This window comes from Natrinema sp. LJW11, assembly GCF_056135975.1.
On the sequence record NZ_JBWBDM010000002.1, the window covers coordinates 121,616 to 138,910 of the forward strand.

The window sequence follows — 17,295 nt, forward strand, 5'->3', positions numbered from 1 at the left end:
TCTTGTCTAATTCCGAATGAAGTAATCGTATTACTACCTACTGTTGCCCGGTTAACTGTCGCTACCGCTGCCTGACGCCGAATCGGCGCTCGTGCTCTCGGAGGCGGACGCGCTGTCGCTGGCCATCGAGACGCTCGAGGTACTGCCGTCGTGACCGACGATTGTCGCCGAGATGGTCGTCAGCGGTTCCGACTCGAACGTCACCCGAACCAGGCGGCCGACGGTCGCGATCGACTGGGCGCAGACCTCGTCCTCGGCCGACGTGTCACGGACCGTGGCCGCGAGGACGAGTTCGTCGGTTCCGCCGTCGTCACCTCCCTCGTCGCTTTCGTCGTCGCCGTCCGTACCGGTGTCATCCTCGCCGTCGCGCTCGACGACGTCGATGGACTCGAGAACCATCTCGTGGCACGGATTCGGCACATCGTCCTCGAGCGAAACCAGGATCGACGTCTCGAAGTCGATTCCGTCGACGAATTCGGCGACCGGATCGGCGTCGGATAGCGACCGGTCCTCGAGCCAGCCCGCGGCGTCGTCGGCGTCCCGTACGAGTTCCACGTGGGATACCGTCGACCCCGTGGCGTACTGGTATGGCTGCGCCTGGTAGTCGGTCACTCCGTCCGGAAGGTCCTCGGATTCGCCGTCGGTCGACTCGGGATCGGTGTCCGCCGACGGCGAGCCCTCGTCGCCGTCGTTCCGGTCGTCATCGTCGTCGGCCGGACTTCCGGATCCGTCGGCGATACAGCCCGCCGAGAGACCGATCACCGTTGCAGTGCTACACAGCAATGTCCGTCTGGAGGGACGTGTCATCGTACCTGAGCGTACGAACGGGGTGGTAAAGGCGGTTCGGCTAGGTGAAAGAACTCTTTTCGTCAACTGCGATTCCGCGAGCGCCTCGTCCGCTCCCCGCTCAGTCGAAGAGGCCGGTCGAGAGGTAGCGTTCGCCGCTGTCCCAGAAGACGGTGACGACCAGCGGGCAGTCCTCGGCCGCCCGACCGCCGTCGGTTTCGGGCGAGGCCGGTTCGCCGCCGTCGTCGAACGCGGTCGGCACCTCGGGACAGTCCACGCTGGGATCGGCGATCTCTCGAGCGATGCGCTGGGAGACGAGACTCGTCGCGCCGCTGGACTGTCCCACGAGGACGCCCTCCTCGCGCGCGAGGCGGCGACACTCGTCTTCGGCGTCCTCGAGTCCGACCGTCTCGACGCGGTCGAGCAGGTCGAGATCGAGATTGTCGCTGATGAATCCGGGGCCCATGCCCTGGAACTCGTCTTTGCCGGCCTCGCCGGTCGAGAGGACGGCGTTTTTGGCCGGCTCGACGGCGACGATCTCCATCTCGGGGAACTCCTCGCGGAGCCGGCGGCCGGTGCCCGAGATCGTGCCGCCGGTGCCGACGCCCGCCACGAAGGCGTCGATCTCGCGGTCGCCGACCTGCTCGACGATCTCCTCGCCGGTCGTCTTGTAGTGCGCGTCGGGGTTGGCCGGGTTCTCGAACTGCCCGAGTTGGATCGCACCCTCCGCCTCGAGTTCGTCGGCGCGAGCGCGGGCGTCGGCCATTTCGCCGTCGACCAGCTCGAGGTCGGCCCCGTAGGCGGCCATGATCTGCCGGCGTTCCTTCGACTTGTCCGACGGCATGACGATCGTCAGATCGTAGCCGCGAGCGGCGGCGACGAGTGCGAGGCCGATGCCGGTGTTGCCGCTGGTCGGTTCCACGAGCGAGTCGCCGGGTTCGATCAGGCCGTCGCGCTCGGCCGCCCGGATCATCTCGCGGGCCGGCCGGTCCTTGGCCGAGCCGCCGGGGTTGAACGATTCGATCTTCGCGGCGACCGTCACGCCCTCCGGCGAGTCGACCTGGACGAGCGGCGAACCGATGGTGTCCAGGATACTCCCTTTCATTGGACCGTCATAGGGAACCGAGACGTAAACCCGTACTGGACTCAGGCAGGACGTGCCGGCTAGTTGATCGACCTACAGCTAGTTGAAGCGCAGACCGCCAAACCGCGAACAACTCGAAAGGCCCGCCCCGCGGTGGTCGGTCGACCGAGTGCGAGCAACGCCGGACGGACGTTCGAGCGACGGTGCTACCAGAAACACCGCGGTTAAGCCCGCCGGGACGTAAGCCGTGCGTATGAGTCTCGAGACCATGCGGCCGAACCCCACGTGGGACGCGGCGTCCTACGAGGAGGCGGTCGACACGCTCGCAGCACACAACGACGAACTGGTGTACAAGATCTGGGGCGGCGACTGGTGCAAGGACTGTCGCGCACTGCTGCCGGACTTCGGCGCGGCGCTCGAGGCCGCCGAGGTGCCCGACGAGCGCATCGAGGAGTACGCCCTCGACGAGGACAAGCAGGGCCCCGGCGTCGAGGAGTACGACATCGAACTCATCCCGACGGTCGTCGTCGAGCGCGCGCCCGCCGGCGCGGACGGAGACGAGGGCGACGAGATCACCCGCTTCGTCGAGGAGGAGGACGTGCCGCCGGCGGTCTGGCTGGCCGACGAGATCCAAACCGCGCTCGAGTCGGCGTAGGTCGATCGGCCCGAACGGCGAAGGTGGCCAGCGGGCAACCCGAGACGCTCAGATCGGATTGATCGGCCGTTTCTTCGGCGGCCAGTCGTCCTCGTGGGGTTCGTCGGCTCGAGCGAACGCTCGGACGATCCGGTCGCGGGTGTCTTCGGGCTGGACGACGCCGTCGGTTCCGACGCGGGAGGCCGCTCGGACGGCGTCGGTTCGGTTCTTGAACTTCTCGATCAGTTCCGCACGCCGGGCCTCGGGGTCGTCTGCGGACTCGATCTCTCGGCGGTACGCGATGTCGACGGCCCCCTCGATGCCCATGGCGGCGACTTCGGCCGTCGGCCACAGGACCGTCAGCTCCGAGTCGAGCGAGCGGCCGCCGCCCATCGCCACGTAGCCGAAGCCGTAGCCGCGTCTGAGGACGACGTTGGCGATCGGGATCGTCGCGCGAGCGAGTTCGAAGGGGAGCTTCGCGGAGTGACGGGCGATCCCCTCGCGCTCCGAGTCCGGGCCGGGCAGGATTCCGGGGACGTCGGACAGCGTGAGGATCGGAAGCCCGTAGGCGTCGCAGACCGCCGCGAAGTGGGCGGCTTTCTCCGACGCGCCCGTATCGATGGTCCCCGCCTTGATCCGCGGATTGTTGGCGATGACGCCGATCGGCTCGCCCTCGAGGCGAGCGAAGGCGGTAACGATGTTCCGCGCGTAGGTCGGTTTCAGTTCGAACACCGAGTCCCGGTCGACGATCCCCTCGATGATCGCGTCGATATCGTACCCCTTGCGCGGGCTCGAAGGGATGATCTCTCGCAACTGCTCGCCGTCGACGGCCGGCGCTCGCGAGTCTGCCGATGGCGGCTCTCGGCGAGCGTTTCGCGGCAGGTACGAGAGGAACGTCCGGATCGCGTCGAGGCAGGCCTCGTCGTCCTTGCAGGCGAGGTCGGCCATGCCGGTCTCGGTCGTCTGAAACCGCGCGCTGCCGAGTTCCTCCTTGGTGCCGTCGACGCCGAGTGCGGCCTCGACGAGCGACGGACCGGCGACCCCCATCGTTCCCGTCCCCTCGACGATCGGGACGAAGTCCGACAGCGCCGCGAAGTTGGTCGGCGCAGCGAAGGCCGGCCCCATCATCGCCGAGACGACCGGGACCCACCCGGAGAGGGCGGTCTGGCGCTTCGAAAAGCCGTTGTCGCCGCGAGCGAAGGGGGCGGCGTCGAGTCCCTCCTGAATGCGGTGACCGCCGCCGTCGTGGAGCATGATCAGCGGCAGCCCCCGGTCGAGGGCGCGCTCGGTGACCCGCGCCATCTTTCGGCCGCCGGCGTGGCCGATCGAGCCGCCCTTGACCGTGAAATCGGTGGCGATCAGCGCGACCGAGCGGCCGTCGATCTCTCCGTAGCACGTAACGACGCCGTCGGAGGGGGCGTCCTCGCGCTCCCAGTCGGTCGTCTCGGGCGTCGTCGGCATCGGCGACGCGAGACGGCCGACCTCATCGAACGTCCCTTCGTCGAGCAGGTAATCGACGCGCTCTCTGGCGGTTAGCTTCCCGAGGTCGCGCTGGCGCGCGACGGCCTCCTCGCGTGCCTCGTCGGAGAGCGACCGCTTCGCGTCGGCGACCTCCTCGAACGGATCGTCGCTCATTCGAAACGCGCCTCCCGGAGTCCGAACGTCCGCGTCTCGTTCGTCTCCGTCTGCAATCCGTCTCCGGCGGGCATCTCGTCAGTTCGTCCGAAGCCGGGGAGTCGAATCGAGAACTGATCGTCGCTCGCGCTTCCCTCGGTCGGCCGATCGTCGAACGTGGTAGCCATCGTTTTCGAGGAGTTGGTTAACTACGTACAAGAAATCCCGAGAAGCGGTAACATTGTTCTCGAACGGCAGAGTGAGCGCTAACAATAGACGTATCGCGTCGAGAACGCGTGAGACCGTCGCTCACGTCGCAGTTCGAACGCTCCGTCTCGAGGCGAGCGCCGGCGGCTCCGCGGACTGGGGCCGGTTCGGCGGCAGGTTCAGAACGGCGCGTCCGACTCGTCGTCCATGCTCTCGCCCGAATCGTCGAGCCACTCGAGCGCCTCCTCGACGACGTGCGTCGGCGGCGAACACGTCCGATCGCGGCAGACGTACAGCGTCGGCTCGCCGTCGCGGGCCTCGCGTCCGGCCCAGATGGGGGGTGCGTCTTCGAGCCCCAGCGTCTCGAGCCACACTTCGAGTCCGTCCTCGGTCGGTGGCCGCAGCGCGAACATTCGGTCGGGGAAGTACCGCGACGCGAACCCGTCGCGCCACGCTTCGGGGAGTTCCGCCGCAGCGATCGTTACCTCGAGCGCTCCAGACTCGAGTCGATCGGCGGCGAGACAGAGCGTCGCGTGTTCGAGCGCGTTCGCTTCGATGGTATTCGCGTGGGTCTCGAGGACCGTGGCCGCGATCCCCTCGAAGTCCTCAGCAGCGAACTCGTCGAGCGCGAGCAGCGTCTCGAGCGCCACGCCGGTCGCGGAGGGCGTCGACTGGTCGCCCAGCTCCTGGGGCCGCGTCACGAGCGACTCGCCGCTCTCGGGCGTGAAGTAAAGCGTTCCGCGCTCCGCGTCCCAGAACTCGGTCTCGATGACGCGGGCCAACTCGAGCGCAAACGCGAGGTGGTCGACCTCGCCGGTGGTCTGGTAGCAGTCGAACGCGCCGCGCGCGAGGAACGCGTAGTCCTCGAGGTAACCGTCGACTTTGACGTCTTCATCTTTGTACCGCCGCGAGAGCCGCCGTTCGTCCTCGTCCCAGAGCCGATCCCGTACGAACTCGAGGGCGTCGACGGCGGTCTCGGCGTACTCGCCCTCGCCGAGCACCAGCGCGGCCTCGGCGTAGGTGGAGATCAGCAATCCGTTCCAGCCCGCGAGCACCTTCTCGTCGCGGTCGGGTCGCGGCCGCTCCTCGCGGGCCTCGAACAGCTGCTGGCGGGCCGACTCGAGTCGCTTCAGAATCTCGGCCCCCTCGAGATCGAACTGTCCGGCGAGTTCCGACACCCGCGCCACGCGATTCGGCTGGCTCCGCCCCTCGAAGTTCCCCGACTCCGTGACGTCGTAGCGCGCACAGAAGAGGGCGGCGTCGGTCTCGTCCTCGACGATATCGTGAACTTCCGCGGGCGTCCAGACGTAGAACGCGCCCTCCTCGCGCTCGCCGGTTTCGGGGTCCTCGCTCTGGGCGTCCAGCGTGCTGAAGAAACCGCCCTCGTCGTGGGTCAGCTCCCGATCGACGAACGAGAGGGTATCAGCGACGATCTCGGCGTAGCGATCCTCGCCGGTGAGCTGGTAGCCCGAGAGGAACGCCCGCGGAATCTCGGCGTTGTCGTACAACATCTTCTCGAAGTGCGGGACCGTCCAGTCCCGGTCGACGCAGTAACGGTGGAAGCCGCCGCCGACGTGATCGTAGAGCCCGCCCACGGACATCGCGTCGAGGGTCTCCTCGAGCACCTCGAGATACTCCTCGCGGCCGGTTCGGTCGTACGCTCGAGCGAGGACGCGCAGCCGCGATGGCTGGGGAAACTTCGGCCCGCCGGAGCCGAAGCCGCCGTGCTGGCGGTCGGCGCTGCGCAGAATCGCGTCCGCGGCCGTCTCGAGGACCTCGCTCGAGGGTGGCTCCGGGCTGGCACCGGCCTCGGTGCCGGCTCCCGCCGCGTCCGGGGTCTCCTCGAGTCGATCTTTCGCCGCGTCGGTCCACTGCTGTGCGCGGTGTTCCATCTCCTCGCGGTCGTCCTCGCTCGCCCAGGAGTCCCCGATTCGCTCGCAGAGGTCGAGGAAGCCGGGCTGGCCCTGCTTGCCCTCTCGCGGGAAGTAGGTCCCGACGAAGAAGGGCTTCCCCTCGGGGGTGAGCCAGGCCGAGAGCGGCCAGCCGCCCCGCCCGGTCACGAGCTGGCAGACGGTCATGTAGATGCTGTCGACGTCCGGTCGCTCCTCGCGGTCGACCTTGATCGGGACGAAATTCTCGTTGAGCACCTCGGCGACCGCCTCGTCCTCGAAGCTCTCGTCTTCCATGACGTGACACCAGTGACACGCCGAGTAGCCGATCGAGAGGAAGATCGGCACGTCCCGCTCTTTGGCGGCCTCGAGTGCCTGCTCGTCCCAGGGCTGCCAGTTGACGGGGTTGTCCGCGTGCTGGCGCAGATAGGGGCTTTCCTCCTCCTCGAGCCGGTTGCGCCGGGTCGGATCGTTCATGAACGGACCTACGGCCACCGCGGCTAAAAGCAACGGGTGATCCGGAGGCGACCGCTCTACCGGTTCCCCGAGCGGGGGCGGTGACCGATCTCGAAAAATGAACCGCGACGAACGAGTTATCCGAGATCCGTTTCGACGAGGTTCAGTGCCGAGTTTCGGAACGATGCCTCTTCGCTCATCGATCCGCTGTCGCCGGCGCTCAGATCCGCGTCCTCCGCGAAGAGGAGTCCGAGTATCGAGGCGTCTTCGCCGGAATCGTACCGGATGATGTAGCCGTCCCAGTCGTCCGGCGTCTCGAACGTCGTCTGGTTGGCCCCCTCGGTGGCGGATCGCAGGACGTTGGACACCGTCTGCGCCTCGAGCTCGGAGACGACATCGAAGTTCATACCGGCCAAGTAGTCGTCGCCGAACAGCACGATCTCTTCGTCGTCCTGCGCGGTCGCAGTGCCGGCGGTCACGCCGGTGCCGAGCGCCAGTGCAGTGGCAGCGATGGTCCCCCGCTTCGCGAGCGATCGCGTCGAATCGTCCGTTTTTCCAGTCATATGAGTCACGTACCCGCGTCGGGCCAGTGACGATGGCGGAACGAATCGCATAAGCGACCGCGATCGTTTCCTCGACTCGAGGCGATCAATCTGCGGGTATCGGGGGACAACTCGCTATTCAGGGTCGTTCACCGCCGTCTCCTCGGTTTCTCAAAAAGGCGGGGAAAGATGCCGTTTTCCCGGGAACGATCTCGGTACGCTCGACCGATATCGCCGCCGTCGTAATCGTTTGGAGGGTATCACGCGACGTTCCCTCTGGGGGTGATCCTCACCGCGGCTCCGCGAACGCGGTGAAACGGGGAGCGGTTAGTTACCGCCAGCGGTTTCGTTGCCGCCGCCGTTGCCGCCAGCGGTTTCGTTGCCGCCGCCGTTACCACCGCCATTGCCACCGCCGGTTTCGCCGGGAGTTGCCTCAACCAGGCTCAGCTCGGCGTTACGGAACTGTCCGTCCGCACCCATCGTCTCGCTGTCACCGGCGCTGAGATCGACGTCCTCGGTCATCAGGAATCCCAGCGATGCGGCGGATCCGCCCACGTCGTAGTTGATGATGTAGACGTCCCAGTCGTCCGGAGTGTCGAACTCATCTTCCAGACCGACCTCACTGAACAATTCGTCCTTCGTTCCGTCGTTCAGCGCTGAGGCGACGGTGAAGTCGACCCCCGGCTCATAGTCGTCTCCGAAGACGACAACGCTACCGCCGTCCTGAGCGGCTGCGGTGCCCGCGCCTGCGGTTCCGAGCGCTACCGCGCCCGCAGTGAGCGCGCCTTTTTTCATGAACGATCGCCGCGAGTCGCCGAATAGTCCGCTATCTGTTTCGTCTGTCATATCTCTCACTTGTCCCCGCTTCGGGGCAGACATCTCTTGATCGAATTTTCGCATAAGTGACGGCTATCGTTTCACCGTCCAGAACGAATTGTAATCGAGAGAACGCCTTCTTAGGGACTCCTACAGCCCCTTATCGGATATCTGTGCCAATATAGTTCGACCTATCAACAACGATTGTTTATCGGTCACGTTGGGTATCACGGTCCGCGTTTCGATTTCGTTAATTTTGTCACAATTCGAGAAGGTACGCGACCGCCGACACGCCCACCGGGAGATCGACGGGACCGAGTTCCGTCGTCCAGTCGAGAGCCATCGTTCATCGAGAGCGTCGCCTTCGAGGCTATTCGAGCGGTGAAACAGTTGATTTCCTCGGACTGTTCACCGGGAAGTGACTACTGAAAACCGATCACGTGTCGCGACTGTCCGAGACGCTGTCCGAGAACTCCGATACCCGTCGTCGGCCTTCAGCGCTACCGACGATCGGGTTCAATCGGTTCTCGGCCCCGTTTCTCTCTCCCGCCGCGCGTCGGTACCGGTCGAGAGGCGTCTCGTCTCGAACTATCGGCCGTTTCGGATGCGTACCGCAAACGATCGATTTCGTTGTTGAAACCGGAACAGGATTCGGTCGGTCCCCGTTCCGGCGAACGCCTGCCACGAGTGCGACATCGTCGCGCTCGATTCGAGTTCGTCCTTATTCCGTTAGCAGGCGGCGGAGCACGAGGTGAAGCACGCCGCCGTTCTCGACGTACTCGACCGCCGCGGGCGTACCGACCTGCGCGGTCACGTCGAACTCGGTCGTCTCACCCGCATCGTCTTCCGCGACGACGGTGAGGTCGGCGTTGGGCTCGAGGCCGTCGTCGAGCCCGCGAATGTCGAACGTTTCGGTCCCGTCGAGGCCGAGTTCCTCCCAGCCCTCGCCCTCGGCGAACTGCAGGGGCAGGACGCCCATGCCGAGGAGGTTGTCGCGGTAGATGCGCTCGTAGCTCTGGCCGATCGTCGCGCGGATGCCCAGCAGGTCGGTCCCTTTAGCCGCCCAGTCGCGACTCGAGCCGGTGCCGAGTTCCTCGCCGGCCATGACGATGAGCGGGGTGTCGTCCTCGCGGTAGCGCTCGCTCGCCTCGAAGACGGTGGTCTCTTCACCGGTTGGGTGGTGGATCGTATAGCCGCCCTCCGTTCCGTCCAACAGCTGGTTTTCGATGCGGACGTTCGCGAAGGTCCCGCGCATCATGACCTCGTGGTTCCCGCGCCGGGAGCCGTAGGTGTTGAACTCGTAGGGTTCGACGCCGCGTTCGCGCAGCCACTGGCCGGCGGGCAACTCCTCGCTAAACGGCCCCGCGGGGCTGATGTGGTCGGTCGTCACGGTGTCGCCGAGCGTGAGCAGACAGCGCGCGTCCGCGATGTCGGCGACGCCGGGTTCCTCGAGCGGGAAGTCCTGGAAGAACGGCGGCTCGCGGATGTACGTCGACTCGTCGTCCCAGTCGTAGACCTCGCCGGTGGGCGCGTCGAGGGCCTCCCAGCGCTCGTCGCCCTCGAAGACGCTCGCGTACTTCTCTCTAAACAACTCGGCGGAGACGTTCTCGTGGATCGTCTCTCTGACCTCCTGTGGGTCCGGCCAGACGTCCTCGAGGAAGATTTCTTCGCCGTCGTCGCTCGTGCCGATCGGCTCTTCTTCGAGGTCGATATCCATCTTGCCCGCGAGGCCGTAGGCGACGACCAGCGGCGGGCTGGCGAGGTAGTTCGCGCGGATCTTCGGGTGGATGCGCGCCTCGAAGTTGCGGTTGCCCGAGAGGACGCTCGTCGTCCAGAGGTCGTGCTCGTCGATGGCCGCCTCGATCGGCTCCGCCAGCGGGCCGGCGTTGCCGATACAGGTCGTACAGCCGTAGCCGACGACGTGGTAGCCCAGTCCCTCGAGGTCGTCGAGCAGATCGGCCTGCTCGAGGTACTCCGTGACGACCTTGCTGCCGGGTGCGAGGCTGGTCTTGACATAGTCGGGCACGTCGAGGCCCTGCTCGAGCGCGTTACGCGCGAGCAGTCCCGCGGCGACCATCACCGACGGGTTCGAGGTGTTCGTACAGCTCGTGATCGCGCTGACGAGGACCGAACCGTGGCCGATCTCGACCTCGGTGCCGTCCTCGAGCGTGACCGGAACCGTCTCGTCGAGACCGGGCTGGTCTTTGGCGACGAGTCCGCCGTCGCCTTCCGCGGCTTCATCCCGCGGGCCTCGCCCGCTCGAGTTGTCCGCGGAACTTCGCTCCGCGCTATCGATCACGCCTTCCTCCGCGAGCAGCGTCGGAAAGTGCTCGTCCAGATCGCCCATCGGAATGCGGGCGTGGGGCTTCTTGTGACCCGCGAGGCTGGGCTCGACGGAACTGAGGTCGAATTCGACTTCCTCCGTGAACTCCGGGTCGTGCTCTCCGAAGAGGCCCTGCGCCTCGAGGTATTCCTTCACGAGTTCGATGTGGTCGTCGTCGCGGCCGGTGAGCTCGAGGTAGTCGAGCGTCGCGTCGTCGACCGGGAACATGCTGATCGTCGATCCCTGCTCGGGAGCCATGTTTGCGATCGTCGCTCGGTCGGCGACCGAAAGCTGGGAGACGCCGGGGCCGTAGAACTCGACGAACTTGTCGACGACGCCGACCTGACGGAGCTTCTCGGTGATGTGGAGCACGAGGTCGGTCGCGGTCGCGCCCTCGGGGAGTTCACCGGACAGGCGGACGCCGACGACCTCGGGCAGCGTCATGGTGATCGGCTGCCCCAGAAGGGCCGCCTCGGCCTCGATGCCGCCGACGCCCCAGCCGACGACGCCGATGCCGCCGATCATGGGGGTGTGGCTGTCGGTGCCGACCAGCGTGTCGGGCAGGAGCCACTGTTCACCGTTTTCCTCGCGTGCGTGCACGACTTTGCCGAGGTGCTCGAGGTTGACCTGGTGGACGATCCCGGTTCCCGGCGGAACGACGTTGAAGTCCTCGAACGCCTGCTCCGCCCACTTGATCGCGCGATAGCGCTCCTCGTTTCGCTCGTACTCGAGTTCGACGTTCTGTTCGTACGCGTCCTCGCTACCGAAGTAGTCGACCTGCACGCTGTGGTCGATCACGAGATCGCAGGGGACCTCGGGTTCAACGACCGAGGGATCCTTGCCCGCGCGGTCCGCGGCCGATCGCAGCGCCGCGAGGTCCACGACTGCGGGAACGCCGGTCAGGTCCTGGAGAACGACGCGCGAGGGCTGGAAGGGGACCTCGACGTCGGGGACGTCCGGTTCCCACGAGGCCGCGTTTTCGACGTCCTCGGCCGAAATCATCTCGCCGTCGGCATTTCGAAGGACGGACTCGAGCAGCACCCGAACGCTCACGGGCAGTTTCTCGAGGTCACAGAGCCCTCGCTCCTCGAGGACCGTGAGGTCGGCCATCTTGTAGGTCTCGCCGTCGTGTTCGAGCTCCCGGATCGCGTCCGGGTAAGTATCTGTTACCATACCTAGCGTGAGGAGCGTGGGAATTTGAATCCATCGAGAATCGCAAGTACGGCCGGTCGAAACCCGTCATTTGTCGGCCTTCTCGGTGTCCGGTTACCGATCGCGAACGTACTCCGTGAACGCGAAGCCGTCGCGCTCGTCTCGAGCCGTCTCTGTCCACGCCTCGCGATCCCAATCGGGGAAGTACGTGTCACCGTCGGGCTCGTCGTGAACGGCGGTCACGACCAGTCGATCGAGCGCGGGAAAGAACTGATCGTAGACGGTCGCGCCGCCGGCGACGAAAATCCGCTCCGCGTCGTCGTGGCGCTCCCGCGCAACTCCATCGGCCACGTCGACGGCCTCCTCGAGCCCGCGTGCAACGACGGCGTTCTCGGGCGTCTCGAGGTCCCGACTCGTCAACACGACGGTCGTTCGCCCGGGAAGCGGTTCGCCGAGCGTCTCGAGGATGCCCTCATAGGTGACCCGGCCCATGATGACGGGGTGGTCCATCGTCTTCTCCTTGAAGTGCTGCAGGTCTTCGGGGATGTGCCAGGGCATGTCGCCGTCCTCGCCGATAACGTCGTTGTCGGCGACGGCGACGATCGCGACGAGTTCGCGGTCGGTTTCGAGGGTCGGCATCGGGTCCTCCCTCCCAGCCCGCTCCTCGGTCATTCGGCCACCGAAAACTCGAGTCCGTCGTGTGACTCGTAGCCTCGAAGCTCGACGTCCTCGTACGAGAGCTCATCGATCGAGACGTCCGCGACATCGAGCGTCGGGCGCTCGAGCGGTTCTCTCGACAGTTGCTCGAGCAGGCCGGGGACGTGATCGAGCCGTTCGTCGCCCTCGGCTTCGGCCGGCGCTTCGGACTCGAGCCACGCTCTGACGTCGAGGTAGTCCGAACGCGCGTCGGCGTCGGCCAGCCTCGACTGGAGGCGCTCGAGGTTGTCGGCGTACCAGTCGCCCCGGTCGCCGCGGCCGCAGTAGACGTGCGTGTCGACGACGGTGTGCGCGAACGTACCGGGTTCGAAGCCGGTCTGCTGCGCGATCACTTTCGTCAGGAGCGCGTAGGCCGCGATGTTGAACGGGATCCCGAGTGCGGTGTCGCCCGACCGTTGCGTGAGATGACAGTTCAGCCGGTCGCCCTGCACGTTGAAGACGAAGCTGTAGTGACAGGGCGGTAGCGTCGAGACGGCGGCGTTGGCGGGGTGCCAGGCGTTGACCACCAGCCGGCGGGAGTTCGGCGAGTCCGAGAGCGTGTCGATAATATACTGGAGCTGATCGAAGGTCTTCCGACCGTCGGCCTCCTCGGTGACCCACCGGTGAGCCGCGTCGGGCCACGTCTCGCCCTCGAGTTGCGCGTCCCCATCTGGTACCGGAAACCGACGCCAGAAGCGGCCGTAGGCCGTATCCAGCTTCCCGTCCTCGTCGGCCCAGGCGTCCCAGATCTTGGTCTCCTCGCGGAGGTCGCGGATGTGTTCCTCGCCGGAGAGATACCAGCAGACTTCGTGGAGCATCGAGTTCCAGCGGTAGCCGTCCATCTCCTTGGTCGTGAGCAGCGGATACCCCTCCCGGAGGTCGACCTCGTAGTGCTCGCTGAACGACGAAATCGTGTCGACGCCGGTCCGATTGGGCTTGTGAGTCCCCGTCGAGAGCACGGTGTCGACGAGCTCGAGGTACTGTTGCATTATCACCCTCATTCGGACGCGTATTTATGATCGTTACGTCCCGTCGATCGATCCGGACCGATATGCTAATCACCACGAACGTGCATATTTCCGCTCGAGGAAAGAGCAACGCTTACAGGTTCGTGCGTTCCGCTTTCGACCATGCGAGAGAACGTGCTGCTGATCGGGGGCGGCGGCCGCGAACACGCCATCGCCCGCGCGCTCGAGGACAGCGAGGCCGACCTGTACGCCTGCGCCGGCAACCGAAATCCCGGCATCGCCCGCATCGCGGCGGGCTTCGAGACGCTCGAGACGACGAATCCGAAAGCGGTCGTCGACTACGCCGAGGAAGTCGACGCGACTATCGCCGTCATCGGTCCGGAAGCACCGCTGGAAGCCGGCGTCGCTGACGCGCTCGAGGCCGCGGGGGTCTATCCCTTCGGGCCGAAGGAAGCCGACGCCCGCATCGAGACGGACAAGGCCTTCCAGCGCCGGTTCATGGCGGAGCACGACATTCCGGGCTGCCCCGATTTCGAGACCTTCGACGACATGGACGCGGCCTGCGACTTCATCGACGAGTACGACGGCGACCTCGCGATCAAACCCGCCGGGCTGACCGGCGGGAAGGGCGTCAAAGTCATCGGCGATCAGGTCACCGTCGAGGAGGGCAAGGAGTACATTCGCGAGTCGGACTACGACCGGATCGTCCTCGAGGAGCGACTGATCGGCGAGGAGTTCACCGTCCAGGCCTTTGTCGCCAACGGCGAGTTCCGCACCGCACCCGCAGTACAGGATCACAAGCGCGCCTATGAGGGCGACGAGGGACCGAACACCGGCGGCATGGGCAGTTACACCGACGCGACGAACGAACTGCCGTTCATGACCGAAGGCGACTACGACGAGGCGGTCTCGATCATCGAGGCCACCGTCGACGCCCTCGAGGACTACCGCGGGATCCTCTACGGCCAGTTCATGCTGACCACCACCGGCCCCCGCGTCGTCGAGTTCAACGCCCGCTTCGGCGACCCCGAGGCGATGAACACGCTGCCCGTCCTCGAGACCGACTTCCTCGAGATTCTGACCGCCGCCCGAAACGGCAACGCGCCGCCGGAGCTTGAGTTCGCCTCTCAGGCGACGGTCTGTAAGTACGCCGTGCCGGACGGGTATCCGACCGATCCCGAGGCCGGCGCGAAGGTCCAAGTCGACGAGGACAGCGCCGGGGACGCGTTGCTCTACTACGCGAGTGTCGACGAGCGCGACGACGGCATCTACACGACCACCTCGCGGTCGTTCGCGCTTGTCGGCGTCGCCGACTCGATCGCCGCGGCCGAGGAGATCGCCGAGGAGGCGCTCGCGGTCGCCGGCGAGGAGGGACTGCGCGTGCGCCACGACATCGGCAAAGCGGCCCTCATCCAGCGCCGGATCGATCACATGAACGAACTTCGCGGCGAGTGATCGCGTAACGTGGCCTCGCGGTGAGGGGAACGAAGATTCGCGGGCGCTCGCGTCACGTCGTGTGCGGGCTCTCCGAGCACCTCGAAATGCACCGACGTTCTGGACGCTCCCCGCGCTTTCCGACGAATTGTTCGGAGTGGCTTCGCTAAACCGTCGCCGTATCGGTTCCTGTCGGGACTGCGTCGCACTGACCGTCCAGCGACGATAACGTTCACATTTCTGTTAAGAACCGTGGAACGAAGTACCTCGGCGTCCCACACTCCGACCGTGACGATCGTCCGAGTCGCATCGATCTGAGTGGATTCAGATGGCAATTATCGAACCGCTCGGGCACCACGAACTGCTTCTCGTCATCGTCCAGCTCGCGCTGTTGCTCTTCGTCGCGCGAGCGGTGGGCGAGGCGTTCAGCCGGATCGGCCAGCCGACGGTCGTCGGGGAACTGCTCGCGGGCGTTCTGCTCGGTCCGTCGGTGCTCGGACTCGTCGCACCGGGCGTCTACGAGTCGCTGTTTGCGGTCTCGGAGAGCCAGTTCCACCTGCTCGAGGTCATCTCGTGGCTCGGTCTCATCATGTTGTTGATCGTCACCGGTCTCGAGACGGACGTCGATCTCATCGTCAGCAAGGGACGAACTGCGGCCATCCTCTCGCTCGGCGGGATCATCGTCCCCTTTACGACCGGATTCGCGCTGGGCTGGGTGCTTCCCGTAACGTTCATCGCTTCGCCCGACCAGCGGCTCGTATTCAGTCTCTTTATCGGGACGGCCATGAGCATCTCCGCGATCCCCGTCATCGCGAAGGTGCTCATCGAACTCGACGTCATCCGTCGCGACATCGGGCAACTGATCCTCGCCGCGGGGATGATCGACGATACGGTCGGGTGGATACTGTTGGCGATCGTCGCGGGACTCGCTCGAACCGGCGTCGTCGATATCGGATCGGTCGCGACGACCGTCTTCTCGGTGCTCGTCTTTCTCGGACTCTCGTTTACGATCGGTCGTCGGTTCGTCGCGGCACTCGTTCGCTGGGTCGGGAACGTCCTCGGAAGCGACATCGCCCTCGTATCGACGGTGATGGTGCTCGCGCTCGCGGCGGGCGCGGTCACTCAGTACGTGGGGCTCGAGGCGATTCTGGGTGCGTTCGTCGTCGGGGTTCTCGTCGGTCAGGTCAAACGCTTCACGTACGAGCTTCGGCACATCCTCGAAGTGATCACGCTCGGCGTCTTCGCGCCGCTGTTCTTCGCGATCGCCGGGCTCCGAATGGACGTCGCTGCCCTGTTCGATACGACGGTGTTCGCCGCGGGACTCGTCGTCTTCGGCGTTGCGTGTTTCGGGAAGTTCGCCGGGATCACGGGCGCGTCCCGGTTGGCCGGTCTCTCGAAGTGGGAGGGAATCACGATCGGTGGCGGCATGAACGCCCGCGGAGCGATGGAAATCATCGTCGCGACCGTCGGACTCGGCGCGGGCATCTTGACGGCGGATATGTACAGCATCATCGTCGCGGTCGCTATCGCGACTTCGCTGATCGCACCGGCGATTATGCGGTGGTCGATCCCCAAGATCGAGATGAGCGAGGGAGAGCGCGAGCGCATCGAACGCGAGGCGTTCCTCCGGAAGAGTTTCGTCAACAACCTCGGGAGAATCCTGTTGCCGACCCGGGGCGGAGCGGACAGCCGGTACGCCGCCCGTCTCCTCGAGCCGCTCGTCCGCGATCGCGAGATCGACCTGGACGTGATGTACGTGAGCGACGCGTTCGACGACTCGGACGGAACTCACAGTGGACTCTTCCAGAGGCTCCGGAATAGCCGCTTCACACCGGGGCGAGCGGAGCGCGGATCCGAGCGGAGTGCCGCCGTTTCGCCGGACGAGGCCGACCGGTTTTTCGAACCGATCGAACGCCGATTCCGCGAACGGGGTCTGCCCTCGAGAACGTTCGTTCGAACCGCTCGAGGGACCGTCGCCGACACGATCCTCGAGGAGTTGGACGCCGGCTACGATCTCGCCGTCCTCGGTGAGTCGGCCGTCGGCGACCGTCCCGACAAATCCCTATTCAGCACGACGGTCGACCGCATCATTCAGGAGACGACGTGCCCGAAGATGGTCGTCAGTACACCGTTCGCTCCGGATGCGTCGCTCGACCGGGCCGACGAGCGCATCGACCGGATCCTCCTCCCGACGGTCGGCACGGTGTCCAACCGTCACGCCGCCGAGGTCGCGTTCACCATCGCCGCGGCGGAAAACGCGCTCGTCGAAATCGTTCACGTCGTCGACGAGCCCCACTTCGACGATCGGTTCGCGACGCGACCGGACCTCTCCGAGCACGTTCGGATCGGCGAACAGCTCGTCGATCGGGAGGCGGCGTTCGGCAGACGACTCGGCGCAACGGTACTGACGAGGGTTGCGCTCTCGGAGACCCCCGAAGCGGAGATCGTCGATCTCGCCGATCGGACCGACGCCGACCTGATCGTTCTGGGATCGAACATGCGTCCGATCTCCCGGCGAGCGTTTCTCGGACACCGCGTCGAGTACGTCGTCCGGAACGCTCCGTGTCCGGTCGCGGTACTCAGTTCGCTTTGAGCGCACTTCGACGCGGACGAGCCGAGCGATGCTACGGCCCTGTTCGTGATCCGCTCGCTTCGCGTCTCGATCGATCCCGCAGCGATCTATCGGGCCGGCCG

General features: G+C 65.8%; 13 protein-coding genes. 3 read left to right on the forward strand and 10 right to left on the reverse strand.

From position 1 onward, the window contains the following. Nucleotides 1-51 precede the first annotated feature (51 nt). Together AC0QDI_RS05210 and AC0QDI_RS05215 are read right to left on the reverse strand one after the other, a co-directional pair. Nucleotides 52-807, reverse strand: coding sequence for a hypothetical protein (locus AC0QDI_RS05210; RefSeq protein WP_474665929.1), 756 nt, complete (start codon nucleotides 805-807; stop codon nucleotides 52-54). Nucleotides 808-907: 100 nt separating this feature from the next. After that, entirely contained in the window at nucleotides 908-1,891 is a 984-nt protein-coding gene (locus AC0QDI_RS05215) for a PLP-dependent cysteine synthase family protein (protein WP_474665931.1), read from the reverse strand. A gap of 232 nt (nucleotides 1,892-2,123) precedes the next feature. On the opposite strand from AC0QDI_RS05215, the gene AC0QDI_RS05220 reads away from it, so the two are divergent. Beyond that, on the forward strand, nucleotides 2,124-2,525 hold the full coding sequence (locus AC0QDI_RS05220) for a thioredoxin domain-containing protein (protein ID WP_474665933.1): 402 nt from the start codon (nucleotides 2,124-2,126) through the stop codon (nucleotides 2,523-2,525). Nucleotides 2,526-2,573: 48 nt separating this feature from the next. Here the strand turns inward: AC0QDI_RS05220 and AC0QDI_RS05225 are convergent, their stop codons facing one another. From AC0QDI_RS05225 to thyA, 8 genes are all read right to left on the reverse strand, one after another. Next, nucleotides 2,574-4,139, reverse strand: a complete 1,566-nt coding sequence (locus AC0QDI_RS05225) for an acyl-CoA carboxylase subunit beta (RefSeq protein WP_474665935.1) — start codon at nucleotides 4,137-4,139, stop codon at nucleotides 2,574-2,576. Next, nucleotides 4,136-4,306 carry a hypothetical protein gene (locus AC0QDI_RS05230; protein ID WP_474665937.1) on the reverse strand — a complete coding sequence of 57 codons (171 nt, stop codon included), beginning with the start codon at nucleotides 4,304-4,306 and terminating at the stop codon, nucleotides 4,136-4,138. The genes AC0QDI_RS05225 and AC0QDI_RS05230 overlap by 4 nt, the downstream gene beginning before the upstream one ends. A gap of 198 nt (nucleotides 4,307-4,504) precedes the next feature. Beyond that, nucleotides 4,505-6,691, reverse strand: coding sequence for a thioredoxin domain-containing protein (locus AC0QDI_RS05235; RefSeq protein WP_474665939.1), 2,187 nt, complete (start codon nucleotides 6,689-6,691; stop codon nucleotides 4,505-4,507). Nucleotides 6,692-6,807: 116 nt separating this feature from the next. Further along, nucleotides 6,808-7,233: a calcium-binding protein gene (locus tag AC0QDI_RS05240; protein ID WP_474665941.1), complete on the reverse strand. Its 426-nt coding sequence runs from the start codon at nucleotides 7,231-7,233 to the stop codon at nucleotides 6,808-6,810. A 306-nt stretch (nucleotides 7,234-7,539) separates the two neighbouring features. Next, complete coding sequence (locus tag AC0QDI_RS05245; protein ID WP_474665943.1) at nucleotides 7,540-8,058, reverse strand: calcium-binding protein; 519 nt, start codon at nucleotides 8,056-8,058, stop codon at nucleotides 7,540-7,542. A gap of 691 nt (nucleotides 8,059-8,749) precedes the next feature. After that, nucleotides 8,750-11,524: an aconitate hydratase AcnA gene (gene acnA, locus AC0QDI_RS05250; RefSeq protein ID WP_474665945.1), complete on the reverse strand. Its 2,775-nt coding sequence runs from the start codon at nucleotides 11,522-11,524 to the stop codon at nucleotides 8,750-8,752. A gap of 93 nt (nucleotides 11,525-11,617) precedes the next feature. Then, nucleotides 11,618-12,142: a dihydrofolate reductase gene (locus AC0QDI_RS05255; protein ID WP_474665947.1), complete on the reverse strand. Its 525-nt coding sequence runs from the start codon at nucleotides 12,140-12,142 to the stop codon at nucleotides 11,618-11,620. Between the two features lie 29 nt (nucleotides 12,143-12,171). After that, complete coding sequence (gene thyA / locus AC0QDI_RS05260) at nucleotides 12,172-13,188, reverse strand: thymidylate synthase (protein ID WP_474665949.1); 1,017 nt, start codon at nucleotides 13,186-13,188, stop codon at nucleotides 12,172-12,174. 141 nt (nucleotides 13,189-13,329) lie between these two features. Between thyA and purD the strand changes: the two genes are divergently transcribed. Then, the gene (gene purD, locus AC0QDI_RS05265; protein WP_474665951.1) at nucleotides 13,330-14,622 is read left to right on the forward strand and encodes a phosphoribosylamine--glycine ligase; all 1,293 of its coding nucleotides are present in this window, start codon (nucleotides 13,330-13,332) and stop codon (nucleotides 14,620-14,622) included. Nucleotides 14,623-14,929: 307 nt separating this feature from the next. Then, a complete protein-coding gene (locus tag AC0QDI_RS05270; RefSeq protein WP_474665953.1) occupies nucleotides 14,930-17,194 on the forward strand; it encodes a cation:proton antiporter domain-containing protein in 2,265 nt (754 codons plus the stop codon). The last annotated feature ends 101 nt before the right edge of the window (nucleotides 17,195-17,295 follow it).